The organism is Mesorhizobium sp. M0808 (genome assembly GCF_040320025.1).
Lineage (GTDB): Bacteria > Pseudomonadota > Alphaproteobacteria > Rhizobiales > Rhizobiaceae > Mesorhizobium.
Genome location: NZ_JAMYOX010000004.1, coordinates 215587 through 234682, shown reverse-complemented (window position 1 = coordinate 234682; position 19096 = coordinate 215587). Strand labels below are relative to the sequence as shown.

The following is a 19096-nucleotide window of genomic DNA, read 5'->3' as shown; positions in this document are numbered from 1 at the left end:
TAAGGGTGGCAAGCTCGACTGCCCCACTGTCGCGGCGGCAGCCGTCGGGCTCGTTTCGATTTGAGGATTTCCCATGCCGTATGTCCCCGCCGAAAACCGCTACGACAGGATGGTCTACAATCGCTGCGGGCGGTCCGGCCTGAAGCTGCCGGCGATCTCGCTTGGGCTGTGGCACAATTTCGGCGACGACACGCCGCATAGAACCAAGCAGGCGATCGCGCGCAAGGCGTTCGATCTCGGCATCACGCATTTCGACCTCGCCAACAATTACGGCCCGCCGCCCGGCTCGGCGGAGCAGGCGTTCGGCGAGATCCTGCGGACGGACTTTACCGGTTATCGCGACGAGCTGATCATCTCGACCAAGGCCGGCTACGAAATGTGGGCAGGACCTTATGGCGAATGGGGCAGCCGCAAATATGTCCTGGCCAGCCTCGACCAGAGCCTGAAGCGGATGGGGCTCGACTATGTCGACATCTTCTATTCGCACCGCTTCGACCCCGACACCCCGCTGGAAGAAACGATGGGCGCGCTCGATCACGCGGTGCGCTCGGGCAAGGCGCTCTATGCCGGCATTTCCTCCTATAATTCGCAGCGCACCCGCGAGGCCGCCGATATATTGAAGCAGCTCGGCACGCCTTGCGTGATCCATCAGCCGAGCTATTCGATGCTCAACCGCTGGGTCGAGGATGACGGCCTGCTCGATACGCTGGAGGGGCTTGGCGTCGGTTGCATCGTGTTCTCGCCGCTGGCGCAAGGCATGCTGACCGACAAATATCTCGGCGGCATCCCCGATGGCAGCCGCGCCAGCCAGGGCAAGTCGCTGCGCCCGGCATTCATCAACGACAAGTCCGTCGCCAATATCGAGGCGCTGAACGCCATCGCCCGTCGCCGCGGCCAGACGCTGGCGCAGATGGCGCTGGCCTGGGTGCTGCGCAGGGGCAGGGTGACGTCGGCGCTGATCGGCGCCAGCCGGCCGGAACAGGTCGAGGATTGCGTCGGCGCGCTTGAGGCGCTCGACTTCAGCGATGCAGAGCTCGCCGAGATCGACAGCTTTGCCCGCGAGTCGGACATCAATCTCTGGGCGGCATCGGCCGAGCGCAAGGGGCCGCCGAGGAAGTAGGCGACGACGGTCTGCGGTCCGGTTTCATCGAAAAGACGCGGCAGCGCGAACTGGTAGCTGTCTTCGACACGGTGGCCAGCGGCTAACTTTCGGCTGCCTTGAGGTTCCGCGCGGCTTCCTCGAGCGTCGCTCTGTCGTTGCCAAGCCTGTCGATCAGCTCTTGCGCCTGATCACCGGTTATCCCGGTGCGCATCGCCAGTGCCTCGACCGTCAGAACGTCGGAACTGGCGATCGTTCCAGTGGGACCGTGCTCGGCCGCGCCATCATCTGCCGGCACCGTTGTCGCGTCGTCGAGGTCAAGCTCATGTTTCGCCTGCTGCCAATGACGCTCATGTGCGCCGTGCGGGCGGCCCTCGCGCACCCAGATTTCATAGGCTCGCTGCCGAATTTTTTCATGCCGATCGTCGTCCATGGCGGTTCCTCCCTTGTGGCGTTTTCACCAACGCGGGGAGCGCCGGAACGATCCGATGTTGATGCCGAATTCGCAGACATGCCGGACAAAAGCCGGTTTCTCACCGAACAAACACCGGACATACGCGTTTTGCGGAGGAACCTGCACAGTGGGCCGGCCGTTGAGCCGAGCCTGAGCAAAGGAGATTACAATGGCCGACGAACCGAACGAATCCGCAGCACCGAAGATGACTCAACGTGAAGCTCAGGAAGCCCTGGAGAAGCAGGTCGCGCAGCTGAGGCGCGAGATCAACAAGATCAACCGAACCTTGGCGGAACGCGCGGAAGAGGCGATCGAGGACGCCGGCGATTGGTATGGCAACGCTGCTGAGCGCGCCTCGCGGACGGCACAAGCCCTGCGCAACAGGGCGCAGACAGTGTCCGGGGTTGTCCAGGAGAATCCCGGCACAATATCGTCCGCCTTCATACTCGGAGCGGCCGTAGGGGCGCTACTAGGCCTCGCCTTGGCCGCCACAGACCAGCGCCGCGATCGCTGGTTCTAGTCCCAACCTAAGGTTCCGGGCAGAAACGGCGGGATTGCTCCCGCCGTCATTCAGCAAATGACACCGGTCAGGGCGTGGCCGGTTTCTGCGCCGTGCCGAGGGCCGCCTTGGGCGCTGCCGGTGCGGGAGCTGCCGTCTTCATCTTCTCCTCGATCCAGCCGGTGTAATTCGCCAGCCGCGTGTAGATGCCGTAGGCGTTCTTGTGGCCGCAGGCGGTGCTGCCGTCGGCCGGACCTTCGCCCCAGCTGACGACGCCGACCTGCACCGGACCATCGGCGCCGGTCATGAACAGCGGTCCGCCGCTGTCGCCGTTGCAGGCGTCGCGCTCGCCGCTGGCGGTGCCGGCGCAGATCATGTTGCCGGTCAGCGGATCGGCCATATCGGCTGCAATCGCGTTGGCGGCCGCCTCGATGCCCCTTTCCGAGTAACGCATGCGGCGGGCGAGCTCGCCGAGCGCTGCCTTCAAATCATGCGCATAAATCGCCTTGATGCCGCTGTTGCAGGTTGCGTTCGGCTGGAGGTCCAGGTCGGCGACCATCAGCGCGGTGGGAAACGTTCCGTCCTGCATCTTGCCCCAACCGGTGACCGTCGTCTTACCGGTGTCCGGTGTCGGCTCACGGGCAATTGTGATGGTCGGGGCATCGGCCGACTCGGCCAGCCGGATCAAGCCGAGATCGTTGTCCAGCGTCTGCTCGCTGTAGCCCTCGTTGATGATGATCTCCGCCGCCTTGTAGCGCTTGCCCTCGCTGAGATCGGTGGCGCCGGTGAGCACGGTGACCACATCAGGCGAAATCGGCCCGCCGTCGTCATTGAGGCAGTGCGCCGCCGTCAGCGCCCATTGCGGCGCGATCAGGCTGCCGCCGCAGAACTGCGCATTCGTCTGCGAGGCCGGGCTTTTGTCCAGTCTGTTGGTGGTCAACAATGCGACCTGGAACGGGTAAGCGCCCTTCTCGGCCTCTTTGCCGCCGTAGACGCGATCGGCGCCGTCGGGATTCTCCACCCTGGCCTTGGCCCTGGCCCCGGCCACGCGTTTCATCGGCGAGATCGCCGCCTCCGGCCGGGCGGCCGCGTCTCCGGCATGAACGGAATTGACGGCCGGCACGGCCGCCGCGATGCCGAGCAGCGCGGCGGCGGCAATCGGTCTGAACCTATGGATGATCTTCACCTCGAACCCCCTGAGACGATGTTCCCGACAGGTCAGTCGCCGACGCATGATCCACTGAAATGGAACCGGCCGGTGAGATCATGCTCCACGGCGAAGCACGATCCGTCACAAAGCCGAGTACCATTTCTGCTAGTCGTGCTGTCGAGCCAAACCCGCCCAAAATCCTATAGCCCCCCACGGGCTATGTGAAAGCAATTTGTCGTTGCCAATGTTGGATTATTTTAGGCAGTATACCGTTGCAGGCATTTTTGGCGGGGACCTAAACTGGCTGCACTGAATAATGGCCCGGTAAAGGCACCGGTAACTAATTTCATTTTTCTGCGCCACCACGATCTCGACAATATTTCTGTATCTTGATCCAGTCCTTGCTGACTTTTGGGAGAGTCTCACCATGACAAAACTGACACAGTGCATTATTGCGTCCGCGTTGCTTTCCACCGCAATGTGGGCGGTTCCTGCCTTGGCTGCCGAGCCAGGTTCCGCCAATGCCGGCAACGGCGAAAGCATGCGGGATGTGACATCGGGCGATTACAAGCCCGGCCGGGCGAAACCGATCGCCCCGCCGAAATTGACCGAGGACGAGGCCAACCGCGCCGCGCCGCTCACCGACGAAGCAACGGCCGTCAAATCCTATGGCATCGTCGGCCGCTCCGCCGATGGCAAGGACATCAAGATCGATCCGAACGAGACGCTGAAGGACCTTGTCATCAAGAAAATGAACGCGCCCGCCGAGGGACAGAAGTCCGAGAATTCCGGGCTGAGCGGAGGCGAAGACGCCGGCCGCCAGGTGTTCGGGACGGACGACCGGGAGCAGATCAAGAATACCAAAACCTACCCGTTCACCGCGATCGGCTACCTCGAAGGCAAATCGAAGAGCGGCAGCTATGGCAGCTGCTCGGCGACGCTGATCGGCCCGCGCACGGTGCTCACCGCGGCGCACTGCCTCTACAGCCACGAAGACAAGGCCTGGCTGGACGATATCCTGTTCGTGCCGGCTCTCAACGGCAAGACCGCCGACGACGCACCGTTCGGCGCCTTCACCTATGAAAGCGCCTATATCGTCCAGGGCTTCATCGACAATTACCAGGGCTTTTACGGCTCGGTCGTGCCATGGGATCTCGGCATCGTCACCTTGAAGCAGGATGTCGGCACCAACCTCGGCTGGCTGGGCTATGCCAATTATGTGGATCTCGGCGATTTCACCGCCAACATCGTCGGCTATCCCGGCGACAAGCCGATGGGCACGATGTGGAAGGCGACCTGCGAAGTGCTCGCCGAACACATCGCCACCGAGTATTTCCAGTACGACTGCGACACGTATCCAGGATCGAGCGGCAGCTCGGTCTATGCCTACGACAATGGCTCCAAGCAGCGCGTCATCACCGGCGTGAACGTGGCCGAGAGCCCGGATGCCAACACAGCCGTGCGTCTGAACGCCATCAACGTCCAGTGGATCAACAGCCTGTACAAATAGGCCTGCAGAGTTTCCGCCGCGATCGTCGGGGAAACCTGCCGGCGGCGGAGCATTTCCGTCGCCGGCTTTCGCATTTTCGGGAATTATCTGGACTGGGCCGAGGATGGCGCCTGGCGGACATAGTTCTCGATCGGCACGGCGAAGGTCGGCGAACCGGCCTTGCGCTCCTTGTCGATATAGCCGGCAAAATAGCTCCAGAAGGACGCGGCATAGTCGCGGAAATAGGAGTCGGCGACGTCGCGCGAGCACAGCCTGCCTTCGACGCAGAAGGAAAGGCGGTTGAGGAAATAGACGATGCGGTCGAAATTGTCGCTGAACTCGGCAAGCGGCATGTCGCCGCCGGTTGCGCTCATCGCTTCGATGCCGATGCGCTGTCTGAACACCTGTTCCTCGGTCGGCGTCGGATTGGCACTGAGCAGATTGCCGTATTTGGCGTTGAGCGCCGCCAGGCGTTGCTTGAGGGCCCGTTGCGCCTGCTGGTAATCCTTGCTTTCCCAGAGCTCGACCAGCGACATCGTTTGCTCGACGCGCTTCTGCTCCTGGTTCGCCAGGAACTGGTAGACCGAAAAGATCAAGGTAAAGATGATCGCCAGGCGCACCAGCAATCCGGACCAGGCATAGACGAGCATGCGCCAGTCGCGATCGGTGAATGGGTTCGCCTCCTTCTTGACCTCGTGATTGCTCACCCACGGCAGGCCTTCGACGGTTTCCGGCAGCGACACCGGCTTCTTTTGCGGTACCGGCGCCGTCACTGCCTGCTGCGTTGCCTTGCCCCCCGCTTTCGTCATCCGCAGCTGTCCAGTTCTATGGTGGCGGACGGGTCGAGCACGATGCCCGGCGCCTCCAGCTTCTTCTTCAGGCAATCCAGCTGCGCCCGCGAAACGATGAACTGCACGTCAGGCGCCACCTGCGCCTTGCTCGGCGACGGCAACGGCTCGACCACGCCGCGCGAGGCGCAGCTGCTGAGATCGACGACAACGGCGGTGTTGCCGGTTTTGGCGATCTGGTCGTACTGGTCGAGAAAGCAACTCGCCAGTTCGGAATTGATGACGACCTCCTTGGCGCAGAGGCCGCAAGCCTCGTCCGCCGAAGCATTGGCGGCCAGCAACAGCCCGGCGAGAAGGCCGGCGGTTGCTGCGCGCCACGAAAATACGATCCTGTTCACGAACGCCCTCATCCGTTCCGTTCGGCCGCCGACAGCGGCGGTCGAAGAATGTTCACTATCAGCCGATTAGGCAAGAGGCCGGGCCGGGCGCTGATCCGTCTCAGGCGCGCGGCACCGTCTCCATCGGGAAGATCATCACGGCGCCCTTCGACCCCTTGTCGTCGGTCAGCCGCATGGCCGACCGCGTCGCCGGCGCCATGCCGATATCGGCCAGCATGTCGGCGAAGCTTGGCTGTCCGAGCCCGCGCGTTACCGAGACAACCCCCTCTTGCGCCAGGAAGCTCAGATCCTGCTTCTCGCTCTGCGGCGGTGCTTCGGTCAAGACGGCGATCATCCGCTCCATGCCGAAGCTGGTGTCGGTGAATTTGAACAGCCCTTCCTCGAGCACGGCGCCTTCGGTCAGGCGCTCGGCAAGAAAATGCTGGATGGAATAGTCGGAGCCGACATAGAGCACGTTGATGTCGACCAGGTTGGTCGAACCGTTCCTGGCCAGCACGTGGACCTGATCGTCGGGCGAAACACGCGGCACCGTCGACGGTTCGATCGGCTGCAGCGTGTCGCTGTCAAAACGCTTGATCCGGAACTCGACGCTGACCTCTTCCGGCCGATAATCGGAAGCGGCGGCCAGCCTCGACAGTCCGATGGCGCGGAAGATTTTCGTCAGATTCCCTGCGGCGGCCTCGATCAACTTTTCGCGGCCGTCCGGATGAATGACGATCAACGGCGGCTTGCTGCCGTCCTTGAGCGTCATGTCGCCCGAACCCGGCAGGAACCACAGCGCCGGCCTGTCGGTGGCATCTGCTGCGGTGCCGGCAATGGCGTTCTCGCGCAGCACTGCGAGACGCAGATCTGCGCTCTTGCCCGGCTCGACCAGCGCGATGTGGAACCCTGAGCTCTCCCTGGCCGCCAGATCGTCGAGAACCGAGTTCGCCAGCGCGGCCTCTTTCTCGAGGCCTTTGGCCGCTGCCGGCCGCGCGACCACGAGCTTGTAGTCGACGGCGAGCTCGGCCAGCCGCGCATAGGCATTGGCGGGGATGTCGGCCAGCTTGAGTGCCGGCTTGCCGCCGAACTCGACCGGCTTGACCCGGCTTTCCAGGTTTTTCGCCGACTGCACCTGGAGATAGCCAAGCGCCTCGGACAGCGGCGACAGCGCCGACGGCAATATTGCGAGGCTGCTGCCGGGGGTGAGGCGATGCAGCAACCCGGCGCCGATCGTGGCTTTGTCGTTCTCGATGACGATTGGCCATTGCATGACCGCCTCGGTCTTGTCGGTGCCGAAGACGCGTGCGTCGAGTTCTCCCTCGAACAGCGGCGTTGGCCGGGTGCGGCCGTCCGCCGAATATTGCTGCAGCACGGCCTGGCCGAGCTGGCGATAGGTGATGTTGGGGCTCTCGGCCAGTTTCGACAGGATGGTGAAGGTGAACAGCCCGAAACGCGGTGCATCGGCCGTGCCCTTGGGCAGCGGCATCTCGGGCGTCGTCTCCACCGTCTGCGCCGCGTAGAAGGCGACCAATTTGCCCTTGGTGGTAGCCTCGGCGCCGGTCGGCGTCAGCTTGAAGGCCGGCTTGCGCTGCCCGTCCTCGTCAAAGCCGCGCGGCGCGGCCGACGCAATCTCGTCATAGGCTCTCACCGCAGCCGCCCTGGCAGCGTCGTCGCCGCCGACCAGATCGGCGAACTCGACCTTGCGTTCCAGCTCGTCGTCGACCTCGGCGGCGCGCGTCGCCGTGCCGGAATGGCAGCAGTCGAACACGGCCCAGATAAAGGCGCCCTTGTCGCGGATAGCGTCGAGCGCGGTGCCGATCTCGTTGTCGACCAGCGCATTGGGCACGCCCTTTTCGCGGTTGACCCATTTGTCGATGTCGGACGGCAAGAAAATCTCGTCGAGGCCGTCCGTCTCGTCGCCCTTGTTCGCTGCCGGCTGCTGCGCGCCGTGACCGGACAAATGCAGGTAGACGAAATCGTCGCGCTGGACCTTGGCGGCAAGATCGGCCAACGCCGCCTTGATCGCCGCATGTGTCGGCGGTCCGTTGGCGCCTTCGACATCCTTGGCGAGCAGCGTGACGTTTTCGGCCAGGAATTTTACCGGCGCGGGCGTGTTCCCCAGGAGCTAATCGCGCACCAGGCCGGCATCGTTTTTCGGTCCGATCAGCCAGTTTTTCTTCGGCAGGTTCGGGTAATCGGTGCAGGCAACAAGCAGCGCATGGTAGGTGCGCGCCGCTGCGAATGCCCGAAACGGCACCAGGCCGGCAGCGGCCAGCGCGGACATGCCGGCAAGCAGCGTCCGCCGCGTCACTTTGATCATGATTGCTTCCCCAAGCCCGATCGAATTTCCAAGCACGGCCAGCCTGGCCGAGGATTTTGTCAGTATTTTGAATATGGCGCCGCCGGCCAGCCGACCACCGGCTGCGAATAGAAACAGTAGCAAAAATGGCAGTTCGTCGCTATCTCAGTGGAAGAGGTCCGACTGCTTGCGAAATGGCAGCGATCGGCACGGAGCGGCTTGGAACAGGATCATGGCGGCAAGGGATGTACTGACGAAGAACCAGCTTTGCGTTCTCGAGAAGCTCGAGGCCGCCAGCGGCCCGCTCAGCGCCTATACGTTGCTCGACCAACTGCGCGAGCGCGGTTTTCGCGCGCCGCTGCAGGTCTACCGGGCGCTCGACACGCTGGTGAAATCCGGCTTCGTGCACAGGCTCGAAAGTCTCAATTCCTTCGTCGCCTGTGCCGAGCCGCACGACCACAGCCATTCGATGACGGCGTTTGCCATCTGCGACACCTGCGGCCAGGTGACTGAGTTCTCCGACCACGATGTCGGACACCGGCTCGACGAATGGGTACGCTCGACCGGCTTCGCCGCCAAGAAGGCGGTGATCGAATTCCGCGGGACTTGTGCGAAGTGTTTGGCCGAGGCGGCTTGAAGCCCTGTTAGGCCGCGACATAGCGGTGGCGACCCTTTTGATGTCGGCGGGACAGCGCCCCCCTCTGTCCTGCCGGACATCTCCCCCACACGGGGGGAGATCGGCCATTATCCCCGTTTTCGCCGATCTCCAACGGTGCAAGATGGTATGCAGCGCCGAAGCTGCCAATCTCCCCCTCGAGGGGGAGATGTCCGGCAGGACAGAGGGGGGCGCGACAGATCGCTACAGATCGCAGTTGATCGGCCGCGGGACGTTCAATGCGCCTCTTCCCAGTTGTTGGCGGCGCGGGCGTCGACGTGCAGCGGCACCGACATCGACACCGCCGGCATGGCCGCGTTCTCCATGACGTGGCACACGACCGGGATCGTCGCCTCGACCTCGGCTTCGATGGTCTCGAAGACCAGCTCGTCATGCACCTGCAGCAGCATGCGGGCGGAAAGCCTGGCTTTTTCCAGGGCATCGTCCATACGGATCATGGCGCGGCGGATGATGTCGGCCGCGGTGCCCTGCAGGCGGGCGTTGATCGAGGCGCGCTCGTTGAAGGCACGGACCGAAGGATTTGACGATCTGATTTCCGGATAGTGGATGCGGCGGCCGAAAATGGTCTCGACGAAGCCGTGCTCGCGGGCATAGGCCTTGGTCGCATCGATATAGTCGCGGATGCCGGGGAAGCGCTCGAAATATTTCTTGATGTAGTCGCCGGCTTCCTCGCGCGCGATCGACAGCTGGTTGGCGAGGCCAAAGGCCGAAATGCCGTAGATGATGCCGAAATTGATCGCCTTGGCACGGCGGCGCACTTCCGAAGGCATGCCCTCGACCGGCACGTTGAACATTTCGGACGCGGTGATGGCGTGGATGTCGGCGCCGTCGGCGAAGGCCTGCTTGAGCTGCGGGATTTCGGCGACGTGGGCCAGCACGCGCAATTCGATCTGGCTGTAGTCGGCGGAAACCAGCTTGTTGCCCTTGTCGGCAATGAAGGCCGTCCTGATCTTTCGCCCCTCGACGGTGCGTACCGGAATGTTCTGCAGATTGGGATCCGAGGACGACAGCCGTCCGGTCGTCGTCGCGGCAAGCGCGTAGGAGGTGTGGACGCGCTTGGTGTCGGGATGGATGAAGCCGGGCAGCGCATCGGTATAGGTCGATTTCAGCTTGGTCAGCTGGCGCCAGTCGACGATCTTACGCGGCAATTCGTGGCCTTCGGCGGCGAGGTCTTCGAGAAGCTGCGCCGAGGTCGACCACTGGCCGGTCTTGGTTTTTGAACCGCCGGGCAGACCCATCCTGCCGAACAGGATGTCGCCGAGCTGTTTTGGCGAGCCGATGTTGATGCGTTCGCCGACCAGCTGGTAGATCTCGTCCTCGAGCCGTGCGGCACCCTGTGCCAGTTCGCCGGAGAGCCGCGACAGGATCTGCCGGTCGACGGAGATGCCGCGCTGCTCCATCCGTGCCAGGACCGGCACCAGCGGCCGTTCCAGCCGTTCATAGACCGAGACCAGGCCCTTGGCGGCAAGCCGTGGCTTCAGCACCTGCCAGAGCCTGAGCGCGACGTCGGCGTGCTCGGCCCCGTAAGCCGTCGCCTTGCCGAGGTCGGCCTGATCGAGGCCGACGAAGCTTCTTCCCGAACCGGCCAGTTCCTTCAGCGGAATGGTCGCGTGGCCGAGCCATTTATCGGCCAGCGCCTCCAGGCCATGGCCACCATGAGTGCCGGCCTCAAGCACGTAGGAGATCAGCATGGTGTCGTCATAGGGGCCGATCTCGATGCCGTGACGGCTCATGACGACAAGGCGGTATTTCATGTCGTGCACGATCTTGAGGACGGATTTGTCCTCGAGCAGCGGCTTGAGCAACGCCAGCGCGTCGCGGATCGGGATCTGGTTTTCGACCGCGCCGCCGCCGAGCAGGTCGCCATTGCCGTTTTTGTGGGCAAGCGGCACGTAGGCGGCGTGGCCGGGCGCGACGGCCATGGCAAGGCCGATCAGTTCGGCCCGCATCGGATCGGGCGAGGAGGTCTTAACGTCGAAGGCGACGATGCCTCTCTCCATCGCCTCGGCGATCCAGACCTTCAGCGTCGCGGCGTCGCGGATGCAGGCGTAGGCGCTGGTGTCGATCTTGCGGGCGGTGGCAGCCTCCAGGCGAAGCGCCGAAAGCAGGGATGGGGTGTCGCCTTGCTTGGCTGCGGCCTGGGCTTCGAGTGCCGCTTTGTCCGACGGCGGTGCGCTCTCGGCGGCCGCGGGCGCGCCAAAACCCATATCGGGGCCATGCGCGGTATCGGCACGCTCTATGGTGACGGGGGTGGCTGGAACGTCGCCCGCGTCGGTTCCGGTCGCTTCGGCCACGCGGCGGGTCAGCGTCGAGAATTCCATGGTCTTGAGAAAGCCGATCAGCCTTGGGCCGTCCGGCGCGTGCAACACGAACTCGTCGAGCCCCTCGGTCACCGGCACGTCGTTCTTCAGCGTCACCAGGTCACGCGAGATGCGCGCCTTGTCGGCATTGGCGATGATCGATTCGCGCCGCTTGTCCTGCTTGATCTCGCCGGCGCGGACGAGCAGCGTGTCGAGGTCGCCGAACTGTTCGAGCAATTGCGCCGCCGTCTTCGGCCCGATGCCGGGCACGCCCGGCACATTGTCGACCGAATCGCCGGTCAGCGCCTGCAGGTCGATCATTTTCTGTGGCGGCACGCCCCATTTCTCGATCACCTCGGGAACGCCGATCTGGCGGTCCTTCATCGGGTCGTACATGGCAACCGTTGGGCCGACCAGTTGCATCAAGTCCTTGTCGGAAGAGATGATGGTGGTGTCGGCGCTGGCTTCGCAGGCAAGCCGGCAATAGGTGGCGATCAAATCGTCGGCCTCGTAGCCTTCCGTCTCAAGGCATGGCAGGTTGAAGGCCCTGGTCGCCTGGCGGATCAGGCCGAATTGCGGGATCAAATCTTCCGGCGGCGCCGAGCGGTTGGCCTTGTATTCGGGGTAGAGGTCGTTGCGGAAGGTCTTCGACGAATAGTCGAAAATCACGGCGAAATGCGTCGGCACGATGCCGACATCGGTGTTGCGGGCGTCCTGCGTCAGCTTCCAGACCATGTTGCAGAAGCCGAGCACGGCACTGGTCGGCAGCCCGTCGGACTTGCGGGACAGCGGCGGGAGCGCGTGATAGGCACGGAAGATGTAACCGGAGCCGTCGACAAGGAAGAGATGATCGCCTTTTTTCATGGCACGAGGGATAGCGCGGCGCAGCGCCGCGGTCCATGCCAAAGGCGGCTTCCGCCAAGGGTTCCGGCAACACCCTGACAAATGGCGTGCGAGCTTGGCCGGCCCTGCCGGCGTGGCCGGAGCTTTGTTCGCTCACGCCTATGTTACAAAAGTGTAATTTTTGTGCCCTTGAATCGCCACGTTCGCAGACACAGATAAACGCCATCGGCAGTTTTCGCCGAAGTCCGGAGCAAGGCCCGTCCCCCGCCTATCCCGGACACTTGCGGCAGCCTATCCCCCCTCTCCGGGCTGCCGCATCGTTTCGAGTAAGGCCGCCGTGGTTCCCCCTCCACCACGGCGGCATTTTTTTGCCTTTCGACAAGATCCTGCCTTGTGGCCTAACGGTCGCGGGCTTTCCGTTTCGCCGTATGGGCTCTAGATTCGCCGCCAGAATCGAAAGGCCCGCCAGATGTCCGCAGTTTCCCCTGTTCTCGACCGCCTCGACAAGAACTTCGACCAGAGCCTGGAACGCCTGTTCGGCCTGCTCGGCATCAAGTCGATCTCCACCGATCCGGACTACGCCGCCGACTGCCGCAAGGCCGCCGAATGGCTGGTCGCCGAGCTCAAGCTGATCGGCTTCGACGCCAGCGTGCGCGACACGCCGGGGCATCCGATGGTGGTCGCGCATCACGATGGGCCGGCGGGCGCGCCGCATCTGCTGTTTTACGGCCATTACGACGTCCAGCCGGTCGATCCGATCGAGCTGTGGGAAAGCGACCCGTTCGCGCCGGCGGTTAAGGAGATCGAGCCCGGCCACAAGGTGATCACCGGCCGCGGCGCGGCCGACGACAAGGGCCAGCTGATGACCTTCGTCGAGGCCTGCCGCGCGTGGAAGCAGGTGCATGGCGGATTGCCGTGCCGAATCACAATCCTGTTCGAGGGCGAGGAGGAGTCCGGATCGCCGTCGCTGAAACCGTTTCTCGAGGCGAATGCGGATGAGCTCAGGGCCGATTTCGCGCTGGTCTGCGACACCGGCATGTGGGACCGCGATACGCCGTCGATCTGCGTCTCGCTGCGCGGGCTGGTCGGCGAGGAGATCACGGTGACTGCCGCCGACCGCGACCTGCATTCCGGGCTCTATGGCGGTGCGGCCGCCAATCCGATCCGCATCCTGGCAAAGATCCTGGCCGACATCCACGATGCGGATGGTCACGTCACCATTCCAGGTTTTTATGACGGCGTCGAGGAAACGCCGTCGCAGATATTGCAGTCGTGGCTGTCGCTCGGCGAGACGGCCGAGACCTTCCTCGGTCCGATTGGCCTGTCGATCCCGTCCGGCGAGAAGGGCCGCTCGGTGCTCGAACTGACCTGGGCGCGACCGACGGCCGAGTTCAACGGCATTATCGGCGGCTATACCGGCAAGGGCTTCAAGACGGTGATCGCCGCGCAAGCCTCGGCAAAAGTCTCCTTCCGCCTCGTCCACAAACAGGATCCGGAAAAAATCCGCGCCGCCTTCCAGGCATTTGCCAGGCAGCGCGTGCCAGCGGACTGCTCGGTCGAATTTCATCCGCATGGCGGCTCGCCGGCAATCCAGCTTTCCTACGACTCGCCCTTCCTCGCCAAGGCCAAGCAGGCGCTGTCCGACGAATGGCCGAAGCCAGCGGTGGTGACCGGCAGCGGCGGCTCGATCCCGGTGGTCGGCGATTTCCAGACCTATCTCGGCATGGAATCGCTGCTGGTCGGTTTCGGTCTTGACGACGACCGCATCCACTCGCCGAACGAGAAGTACGAGATGAGCTCCTTCCACAAGGGCCAGCGCTCCTGGGCGCGCATTCTCGAGGCGCTGACACGCTGAAATTGCGCCAGACTCAAGTTTTTGTTGATTTTTCGCCGGATCGCGGCAAGGACGGGCACGGTCCGTCGCGCATCGCTGCACGGGGCCGCGACCGGAGAAGACGATGAGCGACATACGTTTCCACAAAAACGATCTGCCCGGCCTGCTGCATTACGATGTCGGGGCGGTCGCCATCGACACCGAGACGCTGGGGCTGAACCCGCATCGCGACCGGCTCTGCGTCGTGCAGATCTCGCCGGGCGACGGCTCGGCCGACGTCATCCAGATCGCGCCCGGCCAGAAGAAGGCGCCGAACCTCGTCAGCCTGCTCAAGAACCGCAGCATCACCAAGCTGTTCCATTACGGCCGCTTCGATCTCGCCGTGCTCTACAACGCCTTCGGCGTCATGCCGGAGCCGGTGTTCTGCACCAAGATCGCGTCGCGGCTGACGCGCACCTACACCGACCGGCACGGGCTGAAGGACATCTGCTTCGAGCTTCTCGGGATCGGCCTGTCGAAGGCGCAGCAATCCTCGGACTGGGCCGCCGAGACGCTGTCGCCCGAGCAGCTCGAATATGCCGCCTCCGACGTGCTCTACCTGCACCGGCTGCGCGACGTACTGAGCGCGCGGCTGGCGCGCGACAACCGGACCAGGGAGGCCGATGCCTGCTTCCGCTTCCTGCCGACGCGTGCGAAACTCGACCTGATGGGCTGGGATGAAGAGGACATCTTCGCCCACAGCTGATGGCCCTCTGGCACTCTAACGCCGTCGGCCGGGAGGAACTGAAATGGCTGCGCGAAAACCAATCGAGACGGCACCAAGGGACGGCTCCAAGGTCACCGTCTACTGGCAGGACAGCGACGGCGTGATGAACGAGAGCATCGCGCAATACCGTTCGCTCGACCGGCTGAAGGCGGCCGGCGGCGACTGGGACGAAAGCGATGCCGGCTGGTGGGCCTATACTGACGGCCATACGCAAAGGAAGATCGAACCGATCAGCTGGCGCCCGGCCTCCAACGATCCGGATGCCGACGACTGAGGGTTGTCGCAACGGTCGAACTGAAGTGATTATTCTGAGGCAAAGCATATTTTGTTCTTGCTTTGTGCCGGCAGCTATGCTACTAATTTCGCTATGGTGCTCATTGGCTCCAACGACCCGCCCGCCGAGGCGGGTTTTTCATTTCCGGCTTTGGCGCTGTCGCGGGCCGCAGCCGTTCGGCAAGCGACTGAATACAGTTTATTTCGATTTCTCCCGACTTAACCCGCCTTTAAACCGCCGCATCTAGTCTTCAACCCCAACGCCATAGGCATGGGGAAGACAGCACAGCGCATGGCGAACCGGAAAGACAGCCGCATCGAGCCCAGCTTCGAGGCATCGCCGGGGGCGAGATCCTCGGCCGGTTTTTCAGTGAGCGAGGAGGACCGCGTCGTGCCGAGCAACCGAAAAGCCGCTGCAAAGCGCAAATCGTCCAAGGCCAAGCCGCCGCGCGGCGGGCGCGGCAAAGGCCGGCGCGGCGTGTTCGGCGTGCTTGCCCGGCTGTTCTACTGGTGCTTCGTGCTGGCCATCTGGGGCGGTATCGCCACTGCCGGCATCGTCGTCTATTACGGCGCGAAAATGCCGGCGGCCACCACCTGGGCCATTCCCGACCGCGCCCCCAACATCAAGATCGTCTCGGTCGACGGCCAGCTGCTTGGCAATCGCGGCATGAGCGGCGGCGAGGCCGTCGGCCTGCACGAAATGTCGCCCTATATTCCCGAGGCCGTTATCGCCATTGAAGACCGCCGCTTCTATTCACATTTCGGCATCGATCCGATCGGCCTTTCCCGGGCCATGGTGACCAATGTTCTGGGCGGGCATTTCTCACAAGGCGGCTCGACGCTGACCCAGCAGCTGGCCAAGAACCTGTTCCTGACGCCGGACCGCACGCTGGAACGCAAGGTGCAGGAAGTGCTTTTGGCGCTGTGGCTGGAGCACAAGCATACGAAAGACCAGATCCTCGAAATGTACCTCAACCGGGTTTATTTCGGCTCGGGCGCCTATGGCGTCGAAGCGGCCTCGCGCCGCTATTTCGGCAAGAGCGCGCGTGACGTCACGCTGTCGGAGGCGGCACTTCTCGCCGGCCTGCTCAAGGCGCCGTCGCGGCTGTCGCCGGCGCGCGACCCGAAGGCGGCCGAGCAGCGCTCGCAGCTGGTGCTCGCCGCGATGCGCGACGAGGGCAAGATCAGCGCCAAGGAGATGACAACGGCGATGAGCGCGCCGGCGACGCGTTCGCCGTCCTACTGGACCGGCTCGGAAAACTATGTCGCCGATACGATCATGGAAGAACTGCCCGACCTGATCGGCGACGTGCGCCGCGATATCGTCGTCGACACGACCGTCGATCTGACGCTGCAGAAGCTCGCCGAGCAATCGATCCGCCGGCTGATCGACCAGAGCGGCAAAAAACTCAATGTCAGCCAGGGCGCGCTGGTGTCGATCGACAATTCCGGCGCGGTGCGCGCGATGGTCGGCGGTTACGACTATTCGACCAGCCAGTTCGACCGCGCCTCGGAAGCGCGCCGGCAGCCGGGCTCGGCGTTCAAGCCGTTCGTCTATATGGCGGCGCTGGAATCCGGCCGTACGCCGGACAGCGTGCGCAACGACGCGCCGATCAAGATCGGCAACTGGACGCCCGACAATTACGGCGGCAAATATTTCGGCAAGGTGACGCTGGCGACGGCGCTGGCAAAATCGCTGAACTCGGTTGCCGCGCAGCTGACCATGGAAGTCGGGCCGAATGCGGTGGTCGAGGCGGCGCACCGCATGGGCATCCAGTCCGAGCTGACGGCCAACACCTCGATCGCGCTGGGCACCTCGGAAGTGACGCCGCTGGAACTGACCTCGGCCTATGTCCCCTTCGCCAATGGCGGTTATAAGCCCGACATCCATTTCATCCGCCGCGTCACGACGAGCGACGGCAAGGTGCTCTACGAAAACAATGGCGGCGGTGCGCCGCGGGTCGTCAATCCCGATGTCGTCGGCATGATGAACTCGATGATGACCGGCACGGTCGAGATCGGCACAGCCAGGAAGGCGGCGTTCGCCTGGCCGGCGGCCGGCAAGACCGGCACCAGCCAGAACTCGCGCGACGCCTGGTTCATCGGCTATACCGCCAATCTGACCACCGGCGTCTGGTTCGGCAATGATGACGGCAGCGCGATGAAGAAGGTCACCGGCGGCGCACTGCCGGCGCAGGCCTGGCACGAATTCATGGTCGCCGCGCATGAGGGCGTGCCGGTGCGGCCGCTGCCTGGAACCTGGAAGTCGACGCCGCCCGACACCATCGTCCCGGACGACATACCGTCCGACACGGCGCCGCCGGCGCCGGTCGCTTCCGTCGGCCAATCGGCGCCGCCTGCGGCAGCTACCCAGTCGGCTTCGCGTCCCGTGCGTCCTGCCGAGACGGTCGATGCCGGCGGCCTGGCCATGCCGGGCGTCGACGGCACCACCGGATCGATCAAGCACCCGGTGCCGCCCGGCAATGTCGGCGGCCCGGTCAAGAAGCGGCAGACGTCGATCCTGGACATCCTGACAGGCGGCTGAACAACAGGCCCCCTCGCCACCGCTGCCGCGTTCCGCTACATCTCCCGTTTGGAGACCGCGAATGGCAGAGACCGACACCAGAAAGACCATTGTGCTGACCGGCGCCAGCCGTGGCATCGGCCATGCCACTGTCAAGCGCTTTTCACGCGAAGGTTGGCGCGTCATCACCTGCTCGCGCCAGGCCTTTGCCGAGGACTGCCCGTGGCCGGCCGGACCTGAAGACCACATCAAGGTCGACCTCGCCGACCAGGAGGATGTCGGCATCGCAATCTCGGAAATCCGCCACCGGCTGGAGGCGCATGGCGGGCAGTTGCATGCGCTGGTCAACAATGCCGGCATCTCGCCGAAGCTCAAGGACGGCAACAGCCGCATGAACTCGATCGACACGCCGATGCATGTCTGGCGCGACGTCTTCCAGGTCAATTTCTTCGCCCCGATCATGCTGGCGCGGGGCCTGTTCAAGGAGCTGGCGTCGGCCAAGGGCTCGATCGTCAACGTCACCTCGATCGCCGGCACCCGCGTGCATCCTTTCGCCGGTACCGCCTATGCGACGTCGAAGGCGGCACTCGGCTCGCTGACCCGCGAGATGGCGCATGATTTCGGCCCGCACGGCATTCGCGTCAATGCGATTGCGCCGGGCGAGATCGACACCGCGATCCTGTCGCCGGGCACCGAAAAAATCGTCGAGACCATTCCGCTGAGAAGGCTGGGCACCACGGCGGAAGTCGCCGACATCATCTTCTTCCTGTGCTCGCAGCAGGCGTCCTACGTGACCGGCTCGGAAATACACATCAATGGCGGCCAGCACGTGTAGAAGGCTTTCCAGGCGAGCGAGCCGGCAGGATTTGTCAGCATCGCGGGCGGCGTGTTCAAGTCTGGCGGCGGTTGACGCCGCCGATGCCCGATCAGGTCGCCTGCAGCAGGTTCTCGATATCGGGTATGCTGTGGTTGGTCAGCGTCTTTGGAATTTCGGCCGTTATCTTGTCGGTGACCTCCTTGTGCAGTTTCCTGCGCATGTCGCCCAGCACCGGCGGCGGCGCGATCAGCACGATCTCCTTGAAGCTGCCGCGATGCGCGAGCTTGTAGAGCCTGTCGGCAATCTCTTCGGCAAAACGCTCCTTGCCGAGACGGTGCCAGTCGGTGTCCTCGACCGCACTGCGGTGGACGGAAGGGCCGTCGCTGTAGCGGCCGGGGCGGTCGGTGCCCTGTTCTCGGGTTGCCGGATTTTCCTGCTCCATCTCGTGCACGACCTGAAGGTCGGGATATTGGACGTCTCCACGGTTCTCGAGAAACAGCGCCTTTTCGCCATCTGCCACCACGATCCACAGTCCGCGTTTCAGTCTGACGTTGCTCATGGGGCGCTCCTTTTTTGATTTTTCGAGCCCATCGCCGGGCCTTTGCCGCAGGGGTGTGACCGGGCCTGGGTCCATAGAGCAAACGCGTGCCGAGGCGGGAATGTTCCGGCACTCGGACCCGGTATTCCGACAAGGGCCGGCGAGAGCGCCGGGCTGCCTTTGATGGCTCGGTCGGCATCCGGCGGCTTAATCTACTAAATTGATAGAATTTAGAAAAATCTGTTTTGTGGTTAGCTCCTCCGGCCGCTAGAAAGGCAGCGGATCAAGGGCTGCAACAGCAGCTTCAATCTGCTCCGCATTTGAATGTGGAATATTTTTCTCTTGGCCTTCATGCTTGCAGAAAAGA

General features: G+C 63.6%; 17 protein-coding genes. 9 read left to right on the top strand and 8 right to left on the bottom strand.

Annotated elements, in window-relative coordinates; genetic code table 11:
- Window positions 1–73 precede the first annotated feature (73 nt).
- Window positions 74–1120, top strand: a complete 1047-nt coding sequence (gene mgrA, locus NKI25_RS08510; protein ID WP_352998353.1) for an L-glyceraldehyde 3-phosphate reductase — start codon at window positions 74–76, stop codon at window positions 1118–1120.
- 82 nt (window positions 1121–1202) lie between these two features.
- Here mgrA and NKI25_RS08505 read toward each other — a convergent pair whose 3' ends face one another.
- Complete coding sequence (locus NKI25_RS08505; protein WP_352568256.1) at window positions 1203–1532, bottom strand: DUF2934 domain-containing protein; 330 nt, start codon at window positions 1530–1532, stop codon at window positions 1203–1205.
- Window positions 1533–1722: 190 nt separating this feature from the next.
- On the opposite strand from NKI25_RS08505, the gene NKI25_RS08500 reads away from it, so the two are divergent.
- Window positions 1723–2073, top strand: coding sequence for a hypothetical protein (locus NKI25_RS08500; protein ID WP_023675228.1), 351 nt, complete (start codon window positions 1723–1725; stop codon window positions 2071–2073).
- Between the two features lie 67 nt (window positions 2074–2140).
- Here NKI25_RS08500 and NKI25_RS08495 read toward each other — a convergent pair whose 3' ends face one another.
- On the bottom strand, window positions 2141–3238 hold the full coding sequence (locus NKI25_RS08495; protein WP_352998352.1) for a S1 family serine peptidase: 1098 nt from the start codon (window positions 3236–3238) through the stop codon (window positions 2141–2143).
- A gap of 391 nt (window positions 3239–3629) precedes the next feature.
- Between NKI25_RS08495 and NKI25_RS08490 the strand changes: the two genes are divergently transcribed.
- Window positions 3630–4712 (top strand): trypsin-like serine peptidase, encoded by a 1083-nt coding sequence (locus NKI25_RS08490; protein WP_352998351.1) that lies wholly within the window; start codon window positions 3630–3632, stop codon window positions 4710–4712.
- 83 nt (window positions 4713–4795) lie between these two features.
- Here the strand turns inward: NKI25_RS08490 and NKI25_RS08485 are convergent, their stop codons facing one another.
- The 4 genes from NKI25_RS08485 to NKI25_RS08470 form a co-directional block, all read right to left on the bottom strand.
- Complete coding sequence (locus tag NKI25_RS08485) at window positions 4796–5500, bottom strand: DUF4760 domain-containing protein (protein WP_352998350.1); 705 nt, start codon at window positions 5498–5500, stop codon at window positions 4796–4798.
- The gene (locus tag NKI25_RS08480; protein WP_352998349.1) at window positions 5497–5877 is read right to left on the bottom strand and encodes a hypothetical protein; all 381 of its coding nucleotides are present in this window, start codon (window positions 5875–5877) and stop codon (window positions 5497–5499) included. The genes NKI25_RS08485 and NKI25_RS08480 overlap by 4 nt, the downstream gene beginning before the upstream one ends.
- 100 nt (window positions 5878–5977) lie before the next feature.
- Complete coding sequence (locus NKI25_RS08475; RefSeq protein WP_352998348.1) at window positions 5978–7870, bottom strand: caspase family protein; 1893 nt, start codon at window positions 7868–7870, stop codon at window positions 5978–5980.
- Window positions 7871–7984: 114 nt separating this feature from the next.
- Window positions 7985–8179 carry a hypothetical protein gene (locus NKI25_RS08470; protein WP_352998347.1) on the bottom strand — a complete coding sequence of 65 codons (195 nt, stop codon included), beginning with the start codon at window positions 8177–8179 and terminating at the stop codon, window positions 7985–7987.
- A gap of 211 nt (window positions 8180–8390) precedes the next feature.
- Between NKI25_RS08470 and NKI25_RS08465 the strand changes: the two genes are divergently transcribed.
- Window positions 8391–8795: a Fur family transcriptional regulator gene (locus NKI25_RS08465; RefSeq protein WP_023675234.1), complete on the top strand. Its 405-nt coding sequence runs from the start codon at window positions 8391–8393 to the stop codon at window positions 8793–8795.
- Between the two features lie 254 nt (window positions 8796–9049).
- On the opposite strand, the gene polA is transcribed toward NKI25_RS08465, so the two are convergent.
- Window positions 9050–11998, bottom strand: a complete 2949-nt coding sequence (gene polA / locus NKI25_RS08460; RefSeq protein WP_352998366.1) for a DNA polymerase I — start codon at window positions 11996–11998, stop codon at window positions 9050–9052.
- A gap of 448 nt (window positions 11999–12446) precedes the next feature.
- Between polA and NKI25_RS08455 the strand changes: the two genes are divergently transcribed.
- The 5 genes from NKI25_RS08455 (at window position 12447) to NKI25_RS08435 (ending at window position 18209) form a co-directional block, all read left to right on the top strand.
- Entirely contained in the window at window positions 12447–13832 is a 1386-nt protein-coding gene (locus tag NKI25_RS08455; RefSeq protein ID WP_352577442.1) for a M20/M25/M40 family metallo-hydrolase, read from the top strand.
- Between the two features lie 103 nt (window positions 13833–13935).
- A complete protein-coding gene (locus NKI25_RS08450; protein WP_254816792.1) occupies window positions 13936–14556 on the top strand; it encodes a ribonuclease D in 621 nt (206 codons plus the stop codon).
- Between the two features lie 43 nt (window positions 14557–14599).
- Window positions 14600–14851, top strand: coding sequence for a hypothetical protein (locus tag NKI25_RS08445; RefSeq protein WP_352998346.1), 252 nt, complete (start codon window positions 14600–14602; stop codon window positions 14849–14851).
- 291 nt (window positions 14852–15142) lie between these two features.
- Window positions 15143–17395, top strand: coding sequence for a transglycosylase domain-containing protein (locus NKI25_RS08440; RefSeq protein ID WP_352998345.1), 2253 nt, complete (start codon window positions 15143–15145; stop codon window positions 17393–17395).
- 61 nt (window positions 17396–17456) lie between these two features.
- A complete protein-coding gene (locus NKI25_RS08435; RefSeq protein WP_023675240.1) occupies window positions 17457–18209 on the top strand; it encodes an SDR family NAD(P)-dependent oxidoreductase in 753 nt (250 codons plus the stop codon).
- A gap of 91 nt (window positions 18210–18300) precedes the next feature.
- Here NKI25_RS08435 and NKI25_RS08430 read toward each other — a convergent pair whose 3' ends face one another.
- Window positions 18301–18750, bottom strand: coding sequence for a baeRF12 domain-containing protein (locus NKI25_RS08430; RefSeq protein ID WP_023675241.1), 450 nt, complete (start codon window positions 18748–18750; stop codon window positions 18301–18303).
- Between the last annotated feature and the right edge of the window lie 346 nt (window positions 18751–19096).